This window comes from Pseudarthrobacter enclensis, from assembly GCF_001457025.1.
Lineage (GTDB): Bacteria > Actinomycetota > Actinomycetes > Actinomycetales > Micrococcaceae > Arthrobacter > Arthrobacter enclensis.
In genome coordinates, this window is the sequence record NZ_KQ758599.1 from 536,071 (window position 1) to 553,928 (window position 17,858).

A 17,858-nucleotide genomic window follows, 5' to 3' on the forward strand; every position below is an offset into this window, starting at 1 on the left:
TGGTGTCGTGGTCAGAGGGTGAGGCGGGCGATGGTGGCGCCGTAGTTGGGTGTGCTGCCCAGCTCAAAGCCTTGGGCCAGGGATACGAACTTCACGAAGTACCCCCTGATGGTTTTGTTGGCGACCTTTGCCCCGGACGTCCAGCCAATGCTTGCGAACTGGTAGCCGGTGACGTGGAACGCCGCGAAGCCCTTGATGTAGTACTTGCCGCCGGAACCTGTCCCCGTTGCCAGGTCGTACAGCGGAAGGAGGACGGTCTGGTTGTTCAACTGGCTGAAGTCCGCGGCCGTGCAGGTGGAGGGAACGCTGGCGCCCGTGTCGCTGGCGAACCAAATCCCGGAGTTGCTGGACGCTCCCGCCGTGGCAGTGATGGCGCACTTGGACGACGTGGTCTGCATCCAGCCGAAACCCCCGGGGATACCGCCGCATCCGTTCACCGACTGTTCCAGCACTTGCTCGGCGCCTTGGGCGCCGCCCGCTGGAATGTTCAGCTTGCAGTGGGCAATGGCCAGCGGCAGGATGGCTGGGCCCTTGGACGGGGTTCCCCACGTGGCCGATGCCCGTGCACCGACTTCCTTGCCGGGAATACCGAGTGCCCTGGCGAAAAACAGGGAGACGGAGTTTTCGGGTGCGCCCGGTTCCTTGGCGCTGGTGGTGACAGAGACGGTGCGGGCTGCCTTGTCGAGCTGGATGCCGTAGACCTTGCTCATCCCGTCCAGCGCGTTCTGGTTGGCGAGGCTCCCGGCAAGTGCCGACGTCGTCGAACAGTCGGCAGCGGAGGTGTCCTTGGCGCATTTCTGGGCCACTGCGATGGCGGCCGAATCGGCGCCGCTTTGAAGTTGTGCGTGTTCGGAGTGGATGTTTCCGACGTCGACGGCTATGGCGACAAAGCCCAGGAGCGTGACCAGCAGAATGGCAACGATGACCGAGACGGCGCCCCTTTCCCTGCCATCCGCGCCTAACCGCCGCACAGCATGACCCCTTTGCCCTTCATCGGAAACGGTCCTGCGATGCCGGTGATGGTGGCAAGGTTGTAGTTGATGGTGATGGTCACCTGTTTGTCAGTGGTGCAGGCAGCGGGGCTGATGGTGATGCTCGAGTCGGGGATGGTGCTGCTGACGGAAGAGGCTGCGTTCCTGACAGCTGTCCTGGCCCCCGTGGGATCGTTGTTGATGGCCATCACCCTGACGCCGTCGCGTGCGGCATTGGTAAGGGTGATCTGGGTGTTGTACGCGCGGCCGAATTCGATGGTCCCGAGCACCAGCATCAGGAGGAGGGGCAACAGTATCGCGAATTCGACGGCGGCTGCCCCGCGTTCCGAATTGTTCGACACCTGCTGCACCTCCTCCTGGGTGACTGGTTCGTTCCCTGCGTTGGGTTATGCGGTTCCGATATGGGGTCCGGAACCGAACTACAGGTGCTGGCTAACCGGCGGGAGTAGTGGGGGGCACCGTGGGAACGGTTACCTTACCCGCCACGTTGTTGAAAAGTCCCAGCAAGTTGTTGCCGAGAAGTGAAACGGCGACGATGATGACGACGGCAATGAGGGCGACCATGATGCCGTATTCGACGGCCGTGGCACCCTTCTCTTCGCTGCGCAGGCGAATCATGAGGTTGGTGTACAGAGAAAGCATTTGTTGGCTCCTGTGCGAGACGGATGGCTGGCCCTTCACCAGCGCTGAGTCGAAGTTAGCAACGGGAATCGGCGGCTTGACCGGATCTTGCAGCATCCTGCGCAAAGCCTTGACGAGGTGCACTTTGCCTTCGCGGATGCTGTGCTGCCACTGGGCTGAAGCTGGGTTTCCCTCATCGGTGGGCACAGAAAGGACCCCCTCGGTTCTGGGTGCCGAGGGGGTCCGGTCTTTCGGGCGCCGTGGGCGCGGTTGGGGTGGTCTGGCGGCTACGGAATGCCCAGGGCCGTCTTGATCCCTGTGGTCAGGTCATTGAACGAATCGTTCAGGGCGAGCCCCAAGGCGCCCACTCCAGCGACAATGACTATGGCGATGAAGCCGACGGAGATTCCGTACTCGGTGGCGGTCGCTCCCCGCTCTTCGTTCCGGACGCGGCCGGCCATACGTCCGAGGGAGACAGCAAATCGAATGAGAGTATCCATGGTTCCTCCTACGAAAACGCCGCGATGATGTTCATGACTGCCGGACCCAGCAGGATGATGAACAGGGTGGGGAAGATGAAGAAGATCAAAGGAAACAGGATTTTTACCGGGATCTTCATTGCGTGCTCTTCAGCCCTTTGGCGCCGCTTCAGCCGCATCTCGTGAGCCTGGATCTTTAACACCTTGGCGATGGCAATGCCGTAGGCGTCCGCCTGCACGATCGCTCGGATGAATGAGCGTAAGTCAGGGACGTCAACACGGTCGGACATGGCCAGATAGGCCTCCTTCCTGGAACGGCCTACTTGCATGTCCTGCAGCGTCCGGGTCATCTCGTCGGCCAGCGGACCGCTGCCATTCTGGGCAGTGCGGGCCATGGCGGCCTCGAAGCCAAGTCCTGCTTGGACTGAGATCAGCATCTGGTCAAGCGTGTTGGGCAGTTCCTGGCGAATTCTCGCCCTTCTTTTCTCGGCGGTACTGCGTACAAGCAGGTCCGGAGCGAAGTATCCAAAGGCGGCAGCCCCCAGGAAGATGGCGAACCGGAAAGGTTCGGGATGCACGAGAAAGTAGAACAGGCCGAGAAGTCCTGCTCCGAGAGCCAGCAGTGGCTTGACCACCAAAAGGCGCTCCAGCGGCCACTCCTTTGGCCTTCCCATGGCCGCAAGTTGCTTGTCCAGCCAGGCAACGTAGCCCACAGGTGTGATCTTTCGTGCCATTGCCGAGAACTCGGCTGACAGGTTTTGCGGGGCGGCGTTCCTGGCCCGCTGCCCCAGATTTGCTTGGATATTGCGGATCGCAACCCTGTCGGTCGCGACGACAGACCAAACCAGATAGGTGATAGGGACGACAATTGCGAGTATCGCTCCCAAAGCCAGTGGTGACATGTCGGGCCTCCTAAAACTTCGGCTTTATGAGTCGGCTAAGCCAGAAACCGCCGGCGGTAAGCATGACCGCAGCCGCCCCGAGCATCAGGTATCCGGGGACAGTGCTCATGAACGTCTTCGCGTACTGGGGATTGATAAAAATCAGGGCGAAGAACAGAACTACGGGAAGCCCCATGAGAACGGCTGCAGACATCTTGCCTTCAGCGCTGAGGGCCTTCACCTGGCGCCGAATCTGGTTGCGGTCGCGGATGGTCTCACCCACGTGATCGAGAACTTCAGCCAGGTCGCCGCCGACTTCCCTGTGAATCTCGATTGCTTGTGAGATCCAAGCGAAGTCTTCGCTCCTGGTACGTGCAGCCACGTCGGTCATCGACTCACTAAGATCCCGGCCGATCCGTGTCTCGTTGACGATGCGTGCCAACTCTTCTGACATCGGAGCATCGGTTTCCCGTGCCGAAGCGTCGACAGCCCTCAGCAGGGAGTGGCCCGCCCGCATGCTGCCGGTCAGCATCTGCAGTGTGTCCGGTAGCTGCTCGTCAAATTTGCTTCTCCGCCTGGCTGCCAATGCGGACAGATAGGCAAACATGCCTGCCGGCACAACGCCGAGCATGAGGATGCCGAAGAAGAGTCCGCCCAACAGGAAACCAAATACACTTCCGGCCAAGGCTCCCGCGCCCATCATGAGCAGGAAGTTGGCTGGCTGGGTCTTGAGGCCGGCACGCTCCAGTTTTTCCCTGCTGATGAGGAAATCGTCCCTGCCTCGTAGCTGTTTGTTGATAACGCCCACCGCAGAATCGGTGAGTACTGTCAGCTTTGAGGTGGCAACCGGGACATCAGGACGCCGGCGGGACAACGGGATGGTGTTTCCCGGCTTCAAGACGACCATAAAGAGCAGGAGGAACGCCGCGAAGATGGAGGCCACACCTAAGACGGCAAGGGTCACGGGTACTTCTGCTTCCATCACCGGCCCCTGACTGCGTGTGCGCCGAAAACTGCTGGCGAGATCCTGATGCCGAGTTCCTCGAAACGATCCGTAAACCGGGGACGGACGCCCGTGGGGACAGGTTTGCCAAGGAACCTGCCGTTTGCATCAATTCCTGCTGAGTAGTCGAAGACGAAAGCGTCCTGAAGTGTGACGATGTCACCTTCCATACCCTGCACTTCGGTAATGTGCGTTACGCGGCGGGATCCGTCGCGGAGCCGTGAGATGTGGACGATGAGGTTTACGGCGGAGGCAATCTGCTCACGGATGGCGCGCAACGGCAGGTCCATTCCGGCCATCAGCACCAGGGTCTCCAAGCGGGCGACTGCATCCCTGGGGGAATTGGCGTGGACGGTTGAGATCGACCCGTCGTGACCTGTGTTCATTGCCTGCAGCATGTCCAGGGATTCACCGCCGCGGACCTCGCCTACAACGATTCGGTCCGGCCGCATTCGCAGGGAGTTGCGAACCAGGTCGCGAATAGAAACTTCTCCCTTCCCCTCGATGTTGGCGGGGCGGCTCTCCAACCGAACGACGTGATCCTGTTGGAGCTGCAATTCCACAGCATCCTCGATAGTCACGATGCGGTCTGTGACGGGAATGAACGAGGACAACACGTTCAGCATGGTTGTCTTGCCTGTGCCTGTGCCGCCCGAGACGATGATGTTCATACGGGCCAAAACACACGCCTGCAGGAGCTCGGCCATCTCCGGAGACAAGCTTCCAAACTCAATCAGTTTCTGCACGGTCAGGGCTTCCCGGCCAAACTTCCGGATGGTCAAGGATGCACCGTTTACCGCCAGCGGCGGGATGATCGCGTTGACGCGTGACCCGTCTGCAAGCCGGGCATCTACCAAGGGGGATGATTCGTCGATCCGCCGACCGATGCGGGTAACTATTCGTTCGATAACTCTCCGCAAAGCATCTTCGTTGGCGAACTTGGTGTCCGTAAGGAAGAGACGTCCGCCGCGTTCCACATAGATCTGATCCGCGCGGTTCACCATGATCTCAGTGACGGAGGGATCATCAAGATAGCGTTGCAGGGGACCGTGCCCCAGGACGTCGTCAATGATTTCGCGGGTAAGACGCTGCCGCTCACCCTGTGACAAAGGAACCTGCTCTTCGTCCACGACGGCTTTCAGCTCGTCCTTCACGAACTGGTGCAGCTCGGATTCGTCCAGTGACGAGTCAGTGATTCGAGAACCAAGGCGTTCATACAGGGCCTGACTCGCCCGCTCTTTCAGCCCGTTAAGAGCCTCGCTTGCGCTGCCGACTGTCACGTCAACTGTTACAGGGGCATGCGCCTGCTCGGCAGCTTGTGCTTGTTGGATAGCACCTAAGGTCGCCGGCGTCGATGCCAAAGCCTCGAGGGAGTCCCCTGCAGGCTCTTCGCCCCGCAACTTTGCAAACCGATTAGAGAGATTCACTGCACTACCGCCCTTCTGTGGAGCTTCTTGCGGGGGCCTTCCCAGTTGGGTTTAAAGCGATCCACCAGCTGCCGAAGTCCCTTGGCAGCGGCATCTCGACTGCCGTCCTGCAGCAGGGGAACCCCCTTATTCGTCGAAAAGGGAACGGCGCGAGACCTTGGGAGGACTACGTCGACAGGCGCGCCGATCGTGGCTTCGACGTCCTGGACTGTCAGTCCAGTCCTCCGGTCTGCCATATTCAGCACGACGTGCCTGTTGTCTGGCAGCAAGTCGAGTTCAGAAAGTATCTGGAACCCGGTTCGCAGTCCGCGAATGCTGGGGACGTCCATGCCGCAAACCCATACCGCATCAGTTGCTTGCTCCAAAGTTGCCAAGACATGCTCGCCAAGACCGGGAGCCGTGTCCACAACCACATATTGGAACTCTGTCCGAAGCTGGCGGAGCAGGTTACTGATATGTCCGCCGGAAATCTTGTCCATGTCAATGGGGTTCCGTGGGGCACAAAGCGCATAGATGTTGGCTGGATGAAGTGACAGGTAGGTCTTCAGAACCATGGCATCCTGGCTGGCAGCCCCTACGACGGCATCCGAAATGGTGTACTCGGGTTCAATCATCAGGCCGCTGGCAATGTCCCCGAATTGAAGATCCAGATCTACGAGGACCACGCTCATCGGCGCCACCTGCCCGAGCCCGATGGCTAAGTTACTTGCCACCGTTGTCTTGCCTACGCCTCCCTTTGGTGACATCACCGCAACCACGCGGCCACCCTCGGCTGTTGGCCTCTCGGCTGCGTTCGGAGCCAAGCCCCGCCGGCGGCCCGCTGCCGCCAAGCTTGCCCTTTCGACCAGTGCGCGGATCTGCTCCATGTCTGCAGTCGGCGGAAGAATGTCCCGGATGCCGGAACGCATAGCCTGCAGCGCCAGCTCACCGTTGTCTTCGGCCACAAGGACAATGCTGATCTCGGGGTATTGAAGGTCCAGTACTGCTGCGAATTTGAGCGCATCTTCGCGGGGTAATCCCGGTCCCAAGATCAGTACTTCCGGAGGTTCGCCAACCTGTTGGCGAAGAATGTCGTCAGGCGACTCCGGCAGGTAATTTGCCTGGAAGGACTGCAAGGAGCCGCTCAGCGGAGCTACTGAGGCTCGAACGGAGCGTTCGTAGTCGGGTGAGGGGGTAATGAGAATGAAGCGGCTCATCGGAATACCTTGGTCTGATTCACTACTCCGCTGGTGCCTTCCGTGGCGCCGGCGGGCTCCTTGGAGAGGTAAATTTTTCCAAACTCAGCCGCGTAGACCAGCTTTTCTGCATCTACGGCGTCCCGAGCAAGGGTGATCAGATAAGAGTCGCCGGCCGCCTGCTTATTGCCCTCCGCCTTGAGAGCACCCGTAGAGCTGGCCTGGGTGGCCTCGCCCTGAGTCTGGACTGATTGTCCTGAACTGAACTGGACCGCCGTAACCAAAACCTTGTGGAAAGTCAGTTGCGTTCCGTTCCCACCACCGGCAGTTGAGTCACCAAGAGAAATGAAGACACCGACGGTGTCGCCTGCCTGTATCGTCCCGCCCACCACACGGTCGATGTCGAGCCGAACGGTAATTTCCTGAAGCCCGGCAGGGACCTCCACCCTTGCGGGTCCGATGAACGTGCTGGCCTCAACCAAACGGCTGCTCAGCAGTTGCTCACCGGGAACCAGACCAACAGCGGTCACCTTCGATTCAATCGCGCTGAGGTCCTCGATGGCGTCCTCCGCCACTGCTGCCCTCGGGACGGCTTTGGTGGTCAGATACTGGTTGAGTTCTCGGGCAGGCGTTCCGGCGGGCACACTCTGTTTGACGACCAGGATGTCCTCAGTCTCAGTGTTTGCAAGCGCGCGGCGGTCGGCGCCTTGTACGTAGTTGAAGAGGAGGACGGTGCCTATAACCGCTACAACCAGCGCGGCGATGCCTCCCAGTAGGCGTGCTTTCATTTCTTTCCCCTTAGAGCTAACTATTTGATGAGACGGATTTCTGAAGTTCCCCAGTCCGTCCCACCGGTAGTCGCGCTACCGGACCCGATGGTGTTGAACTTGATGAACTGGCCGATAATGCAGCGTTCCTGCCCCCCGTTGCAGGCGAGAGCGCTCGTCATGCCTGGATCGCCGGCAGTGTTGCGGAACTCGTACTCATGGTTGTTTCCGAACTTCCACCCCCAGATTTTGAATGTGGCATAACCTGCGATGTTGAAGACTCCTGTATTTCCCGTTCCCGTTGCTGTGTCGAAAACCGGGAACAAGACTTTGACCTCCCCTCCGGCCTCGATCGTGGTCTTCCAACCCGACAGGATGTCGGCGCAGCCGCTGGGCGGATTATTGCCAGGATCGCCGGCCATTCCGTTTGTGCCCGTGATGGTGGTTGCGTTGCAGGGTGAAGACTCATCGAGCCAGCCCCAGCCGCCGGGAATCTGCGTCCCCGAAGGACCGGTGCAGGTCATGCCGGGTTTGTAGGAAATCTTTTGGACGACCCCTGTTGCGGATGCAGTAGTCAGGTTGAAGCAATCGTCCGAGAGGGCGAGCGGAAACCCGGATCCGCTGCCTGGGAAGTGAGCGCCAGCAGTGGCTCGAGCCCCGACAGTAACTGGACCCGAGTTGATCGCATTTGAAAACAAATTCGTCAGAAAGCTTGAGGACCCATTCTTAGTCGAAGTTCTGACGGTAACCTGCCCCGGCACGCTGTAGTCGACTGATGCCTTACTTGCGGAGTCATTTGAGTTCGAATTCGCTAGGTTATCCGCCAGGGCCGAGTTGCAGGCTCCGTTCTTACAGCTAAGGGCAACGGCCAAAGCTCCGGCATCTGCACCGTTCTGAAGCTGTGCACGCTCGGCGTAAATTTGGCCGACGTCAACTGCCAGAGCACCGGCTCCGATGAGGACCAGCATCATCACGGCGACGGTGACGCCGGCTGCACCCTTCTCATTTGAGCCTGCCTTTTTTCGGTTCCTAATTAACCGCCACATTGCATGGACCCTTTACCTTTGATCACTAGTGAAGAACCAAAGAACCCCGTTAGCGAGCTGCCTGTGTAGGTGACAGTTACGGTGGCGTTCGGGCTAGGAGTTGCTGCGGGACACGTCGCAGCCGAGTAGTCGAAGCTCAGTAGCCCGGCATTGATTGATGGGGCCCCGGCCTTGCCGGCAGCGGTTGCCTTCGTCGTGTTTTTGGTAATCGCCATTGTGCGAGCGGCTTCACGGGAAGCTTGCGTCACCGAGACCTGGACGTTGTAAGCATTGGAGAACTCAACGATCGCGACGATCAATGCAATGAGGATTGGTGCCACCAAAGCGAACTCGACGGCGACAGCACCTCGTTCCGTGTCCCGCTTGTGTTTGGGGCTGCGTTTCAAGTGGTCCCCCTGGACAGTTGCAGCTTGGAAAGAGATAGAGTGTGCCGCGCCTGAAGAAATCAGGCACGGCACACCACACGCGTGGGGACTACCAGGTCCCAACCGTAACTGCGAGATCGCTGAAGAACGTGTTGAGGTTCTTGCCGAAGAGGGTCACGCCGGCGACGATTACCAGAGCGATGAGGCCCACAAGCAGTGAGTACTCTGTCGCCGTTGCACCCTTTTCGGAGGAGAAACGATCCTTGACGCCGGCGACGAAAGCCATCATCGAGACCATGAGAGAAGTCATTTTTATTTCCTTAATTCGGTGAAATGGAATTTAGTTGATTTCAACGAATTTCCAGCTGCCCCCATAAATCTTTAGCGGCTGGACTTCGCTAAGAAGAGATTGTCACTGGGGGGTATAAGGCAACAACGCGTAGTGGTACTCGACTTTTTAGGCTCGGGCGAAAATGCTGTACTCAGTTGCCGTCGGCAGTACTCAAGACCACAATCGAGAAAGATACCGACCACTTGGATTGGTTCTCAGGTTCCGCATATAGGTCTGGTAGCAGGGCAGGTTGATCCACTAGGGAAGGAGAACGGCAACTGCCAGTGTGGCCGCCAACATCGAGGGGCCATGGGCAACCTCTGCCGTGTTTTTGCGGCCTTTTCGCGCAACTGTGAGAACAGTGACGACTCCGTTGAGGATGAAGCCCAGGAGGCCACCGTAGAGAAGCTGCGTCCAACCTAAGTACCCTAGGTAGAGACCGATGGGTGCCGCGAGTTTGACGTCGCCCATTCCCATGGCTCCGGGTGAAATCAGCCCCAAAATTAAGTACGCAGCGAACAAAATCATCATGCTAAACAGCGCTCTAAGCATATTGTCAGCATGCTGACCAAATAGTGATGCGATTAACAGGAGGATGATCCCGCTGGCCAGGAGCAGTAGTACGAGGGGGTTTGGTAATAGGTGAAGCGAGAAATCAATCCTGGCCAACTGCACTCCTAGGACGGCCAGCAGAATAAAAGCCGGCAGTATCGTCGCCGTTCCAAATCGCAGCGCAAAGACGGCGCAGGCGATAGCGGTAAGGACCGCCGTCATAATTCTTACCTGCAGGCGCGGCACGCTGCCGAGCCTCGGAAGCAGTTTGGCGATCAGCACCTCTGCGATGGGGGAGAGGGCGACCCCCAGGAGTGCGGTGGTCAGAACCAGGAGCACACTGATGGAGTCTGAGTTCTCCGCTGACAACACCGCATCCCCCTGTGTAGATGAGCCGGCGGTGCCCCAGCGGCTTCCGGCTACCTCATTTTGACCCTGAACCGCCCAACGCGCTAATCTTGTAAGTCGTTGTGCGTGTCCTATTCCGATGGTGCGTGCCCGCTTGAGAATCCGGTTGCAGGATAGCTACTCAGGCGTGCACATTCGGAACCTCAGGATGACTGGTTACATAGAGCCCTCACCTCTGTTCCGGTAGCGCGCAGACAGTAGGTGCACGAGCTAGTGACACCTAAACAAGAACGCCAGAACAAGAACGAGGCAAACACCGTGCGTACGTACACCCCGAAGCCCGGCGATATCAACCGCCAGTGGCACGTCATTGACGCCACCGACGTTGTCCTTGGCCGTCTTGCAAGCCAGACCGCAATCCTGCTGCGCGGCAAGCACAAGGCCACCTATGCGTCCCACATGGACATGGGCGACTTCGTCATCATCATCAACGCCGAGAAGGTCGCGCTGACCGGTTCCAAGCTGGACCAGAAGCGCGCTTACCGCCACTCCGGCTACCCCGGCGGCCTGACCTCCGTCAACTACGCGGAACTGCTGGAATCCAACCCGGTCCGCGCCGTGGAGAAGGCCATCAAGGGCATGCTCCCCAAGAACTCGCTTGCTGCCCAGCAGCTGAGCAAGCTGAAGGTGTACCGCGGTGCTGAGCACCCGCACGCCGCCCAGCAGCCCAAGACTTTCGAAATCACCCAGGTCGCCCAGTAGTCCTGGCCACCAACCAACTTACTTATACAAGGAGAATCGTGGCTCAGAACGAAGAACTGACCACCGAGGCCGTCGAGGCCGAGGAAAACCTGACCAGCTACACCTCTGAGAGCTCTGCTGCAGAAGCCGCTCCCAAGAAGGAGCGCCCGGCACTGACCGTTGCCGGCGCAGCTGTTGGCCGCCGCAAGGAAGCCGTTGCACGCGTCCGCGTTGTTCCCGGCACCGGCAAGTGGACCATCAACGGCCGCGAGCTGGCGAACTACTTCCCCAACAAGCTGCACCAGCAGGACGTCAACGAGCCCTTCAAGATCCTTGATCTCGAAGGCGCCTACGACGTCATCGCCCGCATCCACGGCGGCGGTATCTCCGGCCAGGCCGGTGCCCTGCGCCTCGGAATCGCCCGTTCGTTGAACGAGATCGACGTTGAGAACAACCGCGCCACCCTGAAGAAGGCCGGTTACCTGTCCCGCGACGCCCGTGTCATTGAGCGTAAGAAGGCCGGTCTCAAGAAGGCCCGCAAGGCCCAGCAGTACTCCAAGCGCTAAATCCGCTTGTGCAGAAGCCCGTTCCGCCGTTTGGCGGGGCGGGCTTCTGTGTCAGTACTTTCTAGTCATCCTGGAGCGACCTGGCGTCCAGCAATGCCTTTGAGGCCTTGCGCGTGCCCAAAGCATCGCGACTCCATGACAGTCGGTATTCCGACACTCACTGATTTCCCCGTGTACTGAAACCCAAAGTCACCCACCGAACAGCCGCTACCCCTCGAACCTAGGCGTACTGGGTCAGGACGTTGTTTACATCGTGAATGGGTGAGGACCTCTTAGGTTGGTGGTCACCACACACAGCCAATGACTAAGAGGTCCTCATGTCCCACCGTAATGCCCGCCTGACTCCGCACGGTAGGCGGACCCTCATCGAGCGAGTCCTGGCCGGCCGTCCGGTAGCCCATGTGGCCAAGGAAATGGGCGTCTCGCGGACGTGTGCGCACCGCTGGGACACCCGGTACCGCGGCGACGGCTGGACCGGTCTTTGAGGACCGCAGCTCAAGGCCAAAGTCCTGCCCGCACGCCACCCCGGCAACGGTCGTATCCGAAGTCCTGGCCCGGCGGGTGGAGCACCGGGACGGCCCGGCCAATCTGGCGGTCCGCTGCGGGGTCAGTCCCAGGACGGTTTCCCGGATCCTTGCCCGTGCCGGCATGCCCAGGTTGTGGGATCTGGACCCGATGACCGGGGCACGGATACGGGCCTCCCGGGCTACCGACCGCAGGTATGAGCGCGACGCCCCGGAGACATGATCCACATCGACGTGAAGAAACTCGGCGGGATCCCGGACGGCGGGTGGCGGGCCGACCCGAACCAGTCCGCCCGCAACCATGCAGCAAGCCGCACACGGGTCGGTTTTGACTACGTTCACGTGGTCGTTGATGACCATTCCCGCCTGGCTTACGCCGAGGTCCTGCCCGATGAGAAAGGCCCGACCTGCGCGGCGTTTCTCACCCGCGCCGCGGCCGCCATGGCAGCTGCCGGTGCACCCGTCAAAAGAGTCATGACCGACAACGCCTTCGCCTACCGGCTCTCCCGCGCGACTTCCACAACGCCTTGGCGCGACTCGGGGCTAAACACATCCTGATCAAACCCCGCCACCCATGGCAGAACGGCAAAGCAGAACGCTTCAACCGCACCCTCCAGGAAAGCTGGGCTTACCGCCAACCCTGTCACCTCCAACCAGGCCCGGATAGACGCCCTGCAGCCATGGCTAGACTTCTACAACAACCACCGGCCCCGCGGCAGCCTCGGAGGCAAACCACCCATCAGCAGGTCCAAACAACCTATTGACTGAGTACACCTAGTTGCATGAGGGATGTGACCCGTAGGTCCACCCTGAGGTTCTTGGCGACGCTTCGTGTCCCTTCCTGTTAGGTCTTGACAGGACGAATAGGTTGTCGCCCGACGTAGGCTAACTGGGTTCATTAGCTAAATCGTAAATTTTGACGTTACCCACCATCTGCTCAGCAAAGTGTTCTTGCACCCATTGCGAAATTTCAATGGTGGCCAAGCTCAACTCGCCTCGGTCTAGGAGATCTTGCTGCCAGATAAAGTACCTAAGGTTGCCCTCCGCAACCAGCGTCTTGAACTGATTGAGATCTGGCGCGGGGTCGGTTCCAAGCCAGCCTCCAAGCGCAATGACTGGCTGACCGGACTCGAGCTGATACAGGGCGGCGTTCTGCGCTGAAAAGGTCGCCGCCGCCCATACTGAGCTGTTCTTTGTGTGCCGAAGCTTTTCCGTTACCTCCGCAAGCGGCGGCGTGCCGAAAGCGATCTGTTGAGCCCAGGCCGGTGAGCCGGACTTTGCAGCGCGCAGCAGACGCGACATGGCCATGGGATCGTTTGCAACAGGCCCTGACTGCGGGTTGGTGCCATTTTGAGGTGTGGATAGGGTGTAGAAGTTAGCGCCCGTGGGCGCTAGGACGAGAGCAACGGCTACAGTCACGGCGGCTAGGCGTGACTGTTTGACACCCCTATTGAACATCCAACCGATTACGGCGGCGACGCCGACGGTGATAGTCAATAGCTTAAAAATCGTGGGCCATTCGTCACTGTAGTTCATTACGCGGAGGCACATGTAGGTGGAAGACCCCACAATGAGTCCGCCAATCAGACGAACAATTAGCCTGTCGCGACCTCGCCACAGGGCGGCGAGCCCCACGGCTGCCACCACAGCCATTGGCGCTGCCAGCGAGTACGTGTAGTAGGTGTGAATCATGGATCCCATGAAGCACAACAATAAGAAAGTTGTTGAAAACCAGGCTGTCGAAATGACAGCTAGTACTTTCTGGGACTGGGTAAATTGCAAACTGCGATTGAGGATGATCATAACAATGGTCAACATTATTGCCGTAAATGTGAGCCACGCGATTTCTGGGGCAAAGTTTCCATCGAATATTCTGGTAAAACCTCCGTTGTATGGAGCAAGGTCATCATTTGGCAGTGCGCGTCCCCCGCTTATTTTGGTAGGAACTTGGATAAATCTCGCAATACCGTTGTAGTCGAGGGAGAGTTCAAGAATGCTATTTGTTGCTGATCCGCCGATGTAGGGGCGGTTTGTTTTCGGTGTGAGCTCGACGATCGCTATCCACCATCCACCGCTGAGGATGAGGGAGACTAGGGAACCGAGGAGGCGAATGAGGCGGGATCCGATTGTTCCGGCGCCGAGAAGCAGGACGGCGACGACCATAGCAGGGACGGGTAGGAAGGCCTGGATTTGTTTGGCCATAAATGCCAGGCCAAGGGCGGTGCCGCTGAAGAGGTACCAGGTCCAGCGGTTGTCTTCGATTGCCCTGACGATAAAGTACACGGCGGAAACGGTCAGGAGTCCCATGAGCGGTTCGGGGTTGTTGTAGCGGGACATGAGAACGACGACGGGGGTGGTGGCGTAGATAAGGCCGCCGAGCAGTGCCGGCGCGGCCGGGTAGCTTCGGCGGATGATCTTGTAGATGAGCCAGGTTGTTGCAATGCCCATAAGGGCTTGCGGTACGAGGATAGCCCAAGAGTTCAGTCCGAAGAGACGGACTGAGAGGGCCATGATCCAGATACTGAGGGGTGGCTTATCGATTGTGATGAGGTTCCCGGCGTCCAGGGAACCGAAAAAGAACGCCTTCCAGTCCTGGGAACCAGCCTGTGCTGCCGCCGAGTAATAGGGGTTGGCCCAGCCGTTTCGGTCCAGTCCCCAGAGGAAGGAAACAGCCGTTCCGAGGAGCAGAAGTGCTAAACCAATTCTTTCCCATGGCCAAGACTTCACTCGGGCGCTGGGAGATTCAATCGCCGGGTTAGCGTCGGCGTAACTGGTAGTCACCGGACGGGGCTTCCTGTGACGGGCAGTGTCAACAACCTCGCGCTGCGACCGGTGCGGCGCTCGCGGAATACCCAAAGCCGCAGGAGGACAAAGCGCATCAGGGTGGCCAACACGTTGGCGGCCGTTAGGACCAGCAGCTCCACATTTGGGGCAGCATCAGGATGGAGCAAGTGGAGCACCAACAGCGAAGAAGACGTAATGCTCCAGGCCAGCAGGAAGACCACCAGGCCTTGGACCTGTTGCGTGAAGATCTTCGCAGGTCCGGTGATCCCGAAGGTAAAACGCCTGTTGGCAGCCGTGTTGCCGACCGCCGTCATCAGGAGTGCGAGAAAGTTGGCTTCCTGTGCACCGAAGGGACCCTGCAGCATAAGGTAGAGCAACGCGAAGGCAAGGGTTGATGCGACACCCACCAGCCCGAAACGGAGAACCTGCCCGAAGAAGCTCGGCCGGCCAGCCGGCACGATGGGGCGGCGTCCAAGTTCCGCATAGATGGCCTGGACGGGAATGACTCCCCGGACGAGGGAGCCGGCAACCCGCACCATCCCCCGCAGATCGTCAAGGGCAGTCTGCTTGATGTCCACGCGGCTGTCCGGGTCGTCCACCCAATCAACGGGAATTTCGTGGATGCGGAGCCCGGAACGCTCGGCGATGATCAGCAGCTCTGTGTCGAAGAACCATCCGTTGTCCTCGACATGGGGCAGCAGGCGCCTGGCAACATCTGCACGGATCGCTTTGAAGCCACACTGTGCATCCGAGAACCGCACCTGCATGGTGCGCCGCAGCAGGAAGTTGTAGGAGCGGGAAATGAACTCGCGCTTCGGACCACGGCTGACCCGGGAGCTCTGCCCCAGCCGCGTGCCGATGGAAATGTCCGAATGCCCGGACAGCAACGGCGCCACCAACGGCGGCAGCGCCGCAAGGTCGGTAGACAAATCAACGTCCAGGTAGGCCAGGACTTTCGCATCGGACGCGCTCCATGCGTCCCTCAGTGCCAAGCCGCGGCCCTTGGCCTCAAGCCGGCTGTAAGCGACGTTCTCCAGGTGCTCGCTGAGTCGAGCGGCAATCACCGGCGTCCGGTCGGTGCTTGCATTGTCGGCGATGGTGATCTTCCACGTCGACGGCATTTCGTTCGTCAAGTATTCGGCGAGCCTTGTGATGCTGCTTTCGAGTACCGCTTCTTCGTTGTAGACCGGTACTACAATTTCGAGCGCCAAGCCCCCATAGCTAGGTGTCATGCATGGATCGTAGGGGCCGCCAAATAGGCGTGGCGAGGGTTTTCGACGAAGACAGGTAACTGCCATCCGATCCAAGTAGTCCGAGTATTCAGCCCTTCTCCGGCGCAGGTACACAACAAGTAGATTCGGCCCCTGATCGGCCGCCTACGCGGGCTGCGCCACCCCCATCCCATACACTTGAGCGGTGTCTAGATTATTTGGAACTGATGGTGTCCGGGGGTTGGCCAACGGCCTGCTGACAGCGGAGCTGGCCTTGCAGCTGGCCCAGGCGGCCGCCGTCGTACTTGGCCACGACCGCAACTCCAACGGTTCCCGGCCGCGCGCCGTGGTGGCCCGCGACCCACGCGCCAGCGGCGAGTTCATCGCCGCCGCGGTGGAGGCTGGCCTGTCCAGCTCGGGGATCGATGTTTACGACGCCGGAGTCCTGCCGACGCCGGCGGCGGCCTACCTGGTGGCGGACCTTGAGGCGGATTTCGGCGTCATGATCTCCGCATCCCACAACCCGGCCCCGGATAACGGCATCAAGTTCTTTGCCCGCGGGGGCCAGAAGCTCCCCGACGAGGTTGAAGACGCCATCGAGGCGCAGATGCAGAACGAGGCGGTCCGTCCCACCGGTGCCGACGTTGGCCGCATCCAGCGCTTTTCCGACGCCGAAGACCGCTACATCGTCCACCTCCTCAGCACCCTCCCGCACCGCCTTGAGGGCCTGACCGTGGTCCTGGACTGCGCCCACGGTGCCGCCAGCGGCTGCTCCCCGCAGGTCTTCAAGGACGCCGGCGCGGACGTCATTGTCATCGGCGCCGACCCTGACGGGCTCAATATCAACGACGGCGTCGGCTCCACCCACCTTGGCCCGCTCAAGGAAGCCGTCCTGCAGTACGGCGCCGACCTGGGCATCGCCCACGACGGAGACGCCGACCGCTGCCTGGCCGTTGACCACGAGGGCAACGAGGTGGACGGCGACCAGATCATGGCAGTCCTCGCCCTGGCGCTCAAGGAAGCCGGCAAGCTCAATGACGACGTGCTGGTGGCCACCGTCATGAGCAACCTTGGCCTCAAAATCGCCCTCCGCGACGCCGGCATCAGCATCCGTGAAACCGCCGTGGGGGACCGCTACGTCCTGGAAACCATGCGCGAAGGCGGCTTCAACCTGGGCGGAGAGCAGTCCGGCCATGTGATCTTCTCCGACCACGCCACCACCGGAGATGGGCTCCTGACTGGCCTGCAGCTGGCCGCCCAGGTGGCCCTGACCGGAAAGTCCCTCAAGGACCTCGCCGCCGTAATGACCAAGCTTCCGCAGGTGCTGATCAACGTCAAGGGCGTGGACCGCACCCGGGTCAAGAGCAGCGACGTCCTGGCCCAGGCCGTTGCCGCCGCCGAAGCCGCCCTGGGCGAGACCGGCCGCGTCCTGCTCCGCCCTTCCGGCACCGAACCCGTGGTCCGCGTCATGGTGGAGGCTGCGGACGAGGAGACGGCCCAGTCCATCGCCGAGCACCTTGCACAGGTGGTCCGCACCGAACTCGCGCTGGAGCTCGTCAGCGAGTAACCCAGACAAAAACAGAGGCCCGCTTCCTGAAAAGGAAGCGGGCCTCTGCCGTTAAGAACGACGTGCTAGGAAGCCCTGCTCCTGAGCTCGTCACGGATTTCGGTCAGCAGGGCGATCTGCGGGTCTTCGGCAGATTCTTCCTTAACGTCCTGGTTGATGCCGAGCCGGCGGTTGCGCCGCTCGATCATCATGTTCATCGGCAGGACCACCACAAAATAGATGGCGGCGGCGATCAGCACGAACGAGATGACCGAGGAAATGACCCGGCCATACAGGAAGCCCTCCCACTGCATGTCTTCAATGCCCTTGGCGCTGAACAGGCGCCCGATCAGCGGGGTGAGCAGGCCTTCCACGATGGAGGTGACAACGGCGCCGAACGCGGCACCCATCACCACCGCGACGGCAAGGTCAACGACGTTGCCCTTCATGATGAAGTTCTTGAATCCAGTCAACATGGATTCCAAGCTAGCCGAGTTCT

The 17,858-nt window shown here is 60.1% G+C and carries 19 protein-coding genes and 1 pseudogene; 4 read left to right on the forward strand and 16 right to left on the reverse strand.

Features of this window, described 5'->3' with window-relative positions; translation table 11 throughout:
* Positions 1-11: 11 nt before the first annotated feature.
* From AS031_RS02480 to AS031_RS02530, 13 genes are all read right to left on the reverse strand, one after another.
* Positions 12-971 carry a pilus assembly protein TadG-related protein gene (locus AS031_RS02480; RefSeq protein ID WP_058266535.1) on the reverse strand — a complete coding sequence of 320 codons (960 nt, stop codon included), beginning with the start codon at positions 969-971 and terminating at the stop codon, positions 12-14.
* Positions 959-1,333: a TadE/TadG family type IV pilus assembly protein gene (locus AS031_RS02485; RefSeq protein ID WP_058266952.1), complete on the reverse strand. Its 375-nt coding sequence runs from the start codon at positions 1,331-1,333 to the stop codon at positions 959-961. Before AS031_RS02485 ends, AS031_RS02480 begins: the two co-directional genes overlap by 13 nt.
* Before the next feature lie 91 nt (positions 1,334-1,424).
* Positions 1,425-1,820: a Flp family type IVb pilin gene (locus AS031_RS20110; RefSeq protein WP_228379548.1), complete on the reverse strand. Its 396-nt coding sequence runs from the start codon at positions 1,818-1,820 to the stop codon at positions 1,425-1,427.
* A gap of 80 nt (positions 1,821-1,900) precedes the next feature.
* Positions 1,901-2,113 (reverse strand): Flp family type IVb pilin, encoded by a 213-nt coding sequence (locus tag AS031_RS19395; RefSeq protein ID WP_074446906.1) that lies wholly within the window; start codon positions 2,111-2,113, stop codon positions 1,901-1,903.
* An 8-nt stretch (positions 2,114-2,121) separates the two neighbouring features.
* Positions 2,122-2,994, reverse strand: coding sequence for a type II secretion system F family protein (locus tag AS031_RS02495; RefSeq protein WP_058266537.1), 873 nt, complete (start codon positions 2,992-2,994; stop codon positions 2,122-2,124).
* A 10-nt stretch (positions 2,995-3,004) separates the two neighbouring features.
* A complete protein-coding gene (locus tag AS031_RS02500; protein ID WP_058266538.1) occupies positions 3,005-3,955 on the reverse strand; it encodes a type II secretion system F family protein in 951 nt (316 codons plus the stop codon).
* The gene (locus AS031_RS02505; RefSeq protein ID WP_074446908.1) at positions 3,955-5,403 is read right to left on the reverse strand and encodes a TadA family conjugal transfer-associated ATPase; all 1,449 of its coding nucleotides are present in this window, start codon (positions 5,401-5,403) and stop codon (positions 3,955-3,957) included. The genes AS031_RS02500 and AS031_RS02505 overlap by 1 nt, the downstream gene beginning before the upstream one ends.
* Entirely contained in the window at positions 5,400-6,599 is a 1,200-nt protein-coding gene (locus tag AS031_RS02510) for a CpaE/TadZ family protein (RefSeq protein WP_058266539.1), read from the reverse strand. Before AS031_RS02510 ends, AS031_RS02505 begins: the two co-directional genes overlap by 4 nt.
* Positions 6,596-7,366 (reverse strand): Flp pilus assembly protein CpaB, encoded by a 771-nt coding sequence (cpaB, locus tag AS031_RS02515; protein ID WP_058266540.1) that lies wholly within the window; start codon positions 7,364-7,366, stop codon positions 6,596-6,598. Before cpaB ends, AS031_RS02510 begins: the two co-directional genes overlap by 4 nt.
* A gap of 20 nt (positions 7,367-7,386) precedes the next feature.
* Positions 7,387-8,391: a TadE/TadG family type IV pilus assembly protein gene (locus AS031_RS02520; protein ID WP_058266541.1), complete on the reverse strand. Its 1,005-nt coding sequence runs from the start codon at positions 8,389-8,391 to the stop codon at positions 7,387-7,389.
* Complete coding sequence (locus tag AS031_RS19400) at positions 8,379-8,777, reverse strand: TadE family protein (RefSeq protein ID WP_074446909.1); 399 nt, start codon at positions 8,775-8,777, stop codon at positions 8,379-8,381. The genes AS031_RS02520 and AS031_RS19400 overlap by 13 nt, the downstream gene beginning before the upstream one ends.
* A gap of 88 nt (positions 8,778-8,865) precedes the next feature.
* Positions 8,866-9,066, reverse strand: a complete 201-nt coding sequence (locus tag AS031_RS02525) for a Flp family type IVb pilin (protein WP_058266542.1) — start codon at positions 9,064-9,066, stop codon at positions 8,866-8,868.
* Positions 9,067-9,345: 279 nt separating this feature from the next.
* Entirely contained in the window at positions 9,346-9,978 is a 633-nt protein-coding gene (locus AS031_RS02530; protein ID WP_228379549.1) for a prepilin peptidase, read from the reverse strand.
* A 327-nt stretch (positions 9,979-10,305) separates the two neighbouring features.
* On the opposite strand from AS031_RS02530, the gene rplM reads away from it, so the two are divergent.
* From rplM to AS031_RS02545, 3 genes and pseudogenes are all read left to right on the forward strand, one after another.
* The gene (rplM, locus tag AS031_RS02535) at positions 10,306-10,749 is read left to right on the forward strand and encodes a 50S ribosomal protein L13 (protein WP_058266544.1); all 444 of its coding nucleotides are present in this window, start codon (positions 10,306-10,308) and stop codon (positions 10,747-10,749) included.
* Positions 10,750-10,787: 38 nt separating this feature from the next.
* A complete protein-coding gene (gene rpsI / locus AS031_RS02540; RefSeq protein WP_058266545.1) occupies positions 10,788-11,294 on the forward strand; it encodes a 30S ribosomal protein S9 in 507 nt (168 codons plus the stop codon).
* A gap of 317 nt (positions 11,295-11,611) precedes the next feature.
* Positions 11,612-12,586, forward strand: a pseudogene (locus AS031_RS02545) (IS481 family transposase).
* 117 nt (positions 12,587-12,703) lie between these two features.
* Here the strand turns inward: AS031_RS02545 and AS031_RS02550 are convergent.
* Positions 12,704-14,599 carry an ArnT family glycosyltransferase gene (locus AS031_RS02550; RefSeq protein ID WP_058266546.1) on the reverse strand — a complete coding sequence of 632 codons (1,896 nt, stop codon included), beginning with the start codon at positions 14,597-14,599 and terminating at the stop codon, positions 12,704-12,706.
* Entirely contained in the window at positions 14,596-15,834 is a 1,239-nt protein-coding gene (locus AS031_RS02555) for a bifunctional glycosyltransferase family 2/GtrA family protein (protein ID WP_058266547.1), read from the reverse strand. Before AS031_RS02555 ends, AS031_RS02550 begins: the two co-directional genes overlap by 4 nt.
* 184 nt (positions 15,835-16,018) lie before the next feature.
* Here AS031_RS02555 and glmM point away from each other — a divergent pair, with 184 nt between their 5' ends.
* Positions 16,019-17,380 (forward strand): phosphoglucosamine mutase, encoded by a 1,362-nt coding sequence (gene glmM, locus AS031_RS02560; RefSeq protein WP_058266548.1) that lies wholly within the window; start codon positions 16,019-16,021, stop codon positions 17,378-17,380.
* 65 nt (positions 17,381-17,445) lie between these two features.
* Here glmM and mscL read toward each other — a convergent pair whose 3' ends face one another.
* Positions 17,446-17,835, reverse strand: coding sequence for a large conductance mechanosensitive channel protein MscL (gene mscL, locus AS031_RS02565; protein WP_058266549.1), 390 nt, complete (start codon positions 17,833-17,835; stop codon positions 17,446-17,448).
* Between the last annotated feature and the right edge of the window lie 23 nt (positions 17,836-17,858).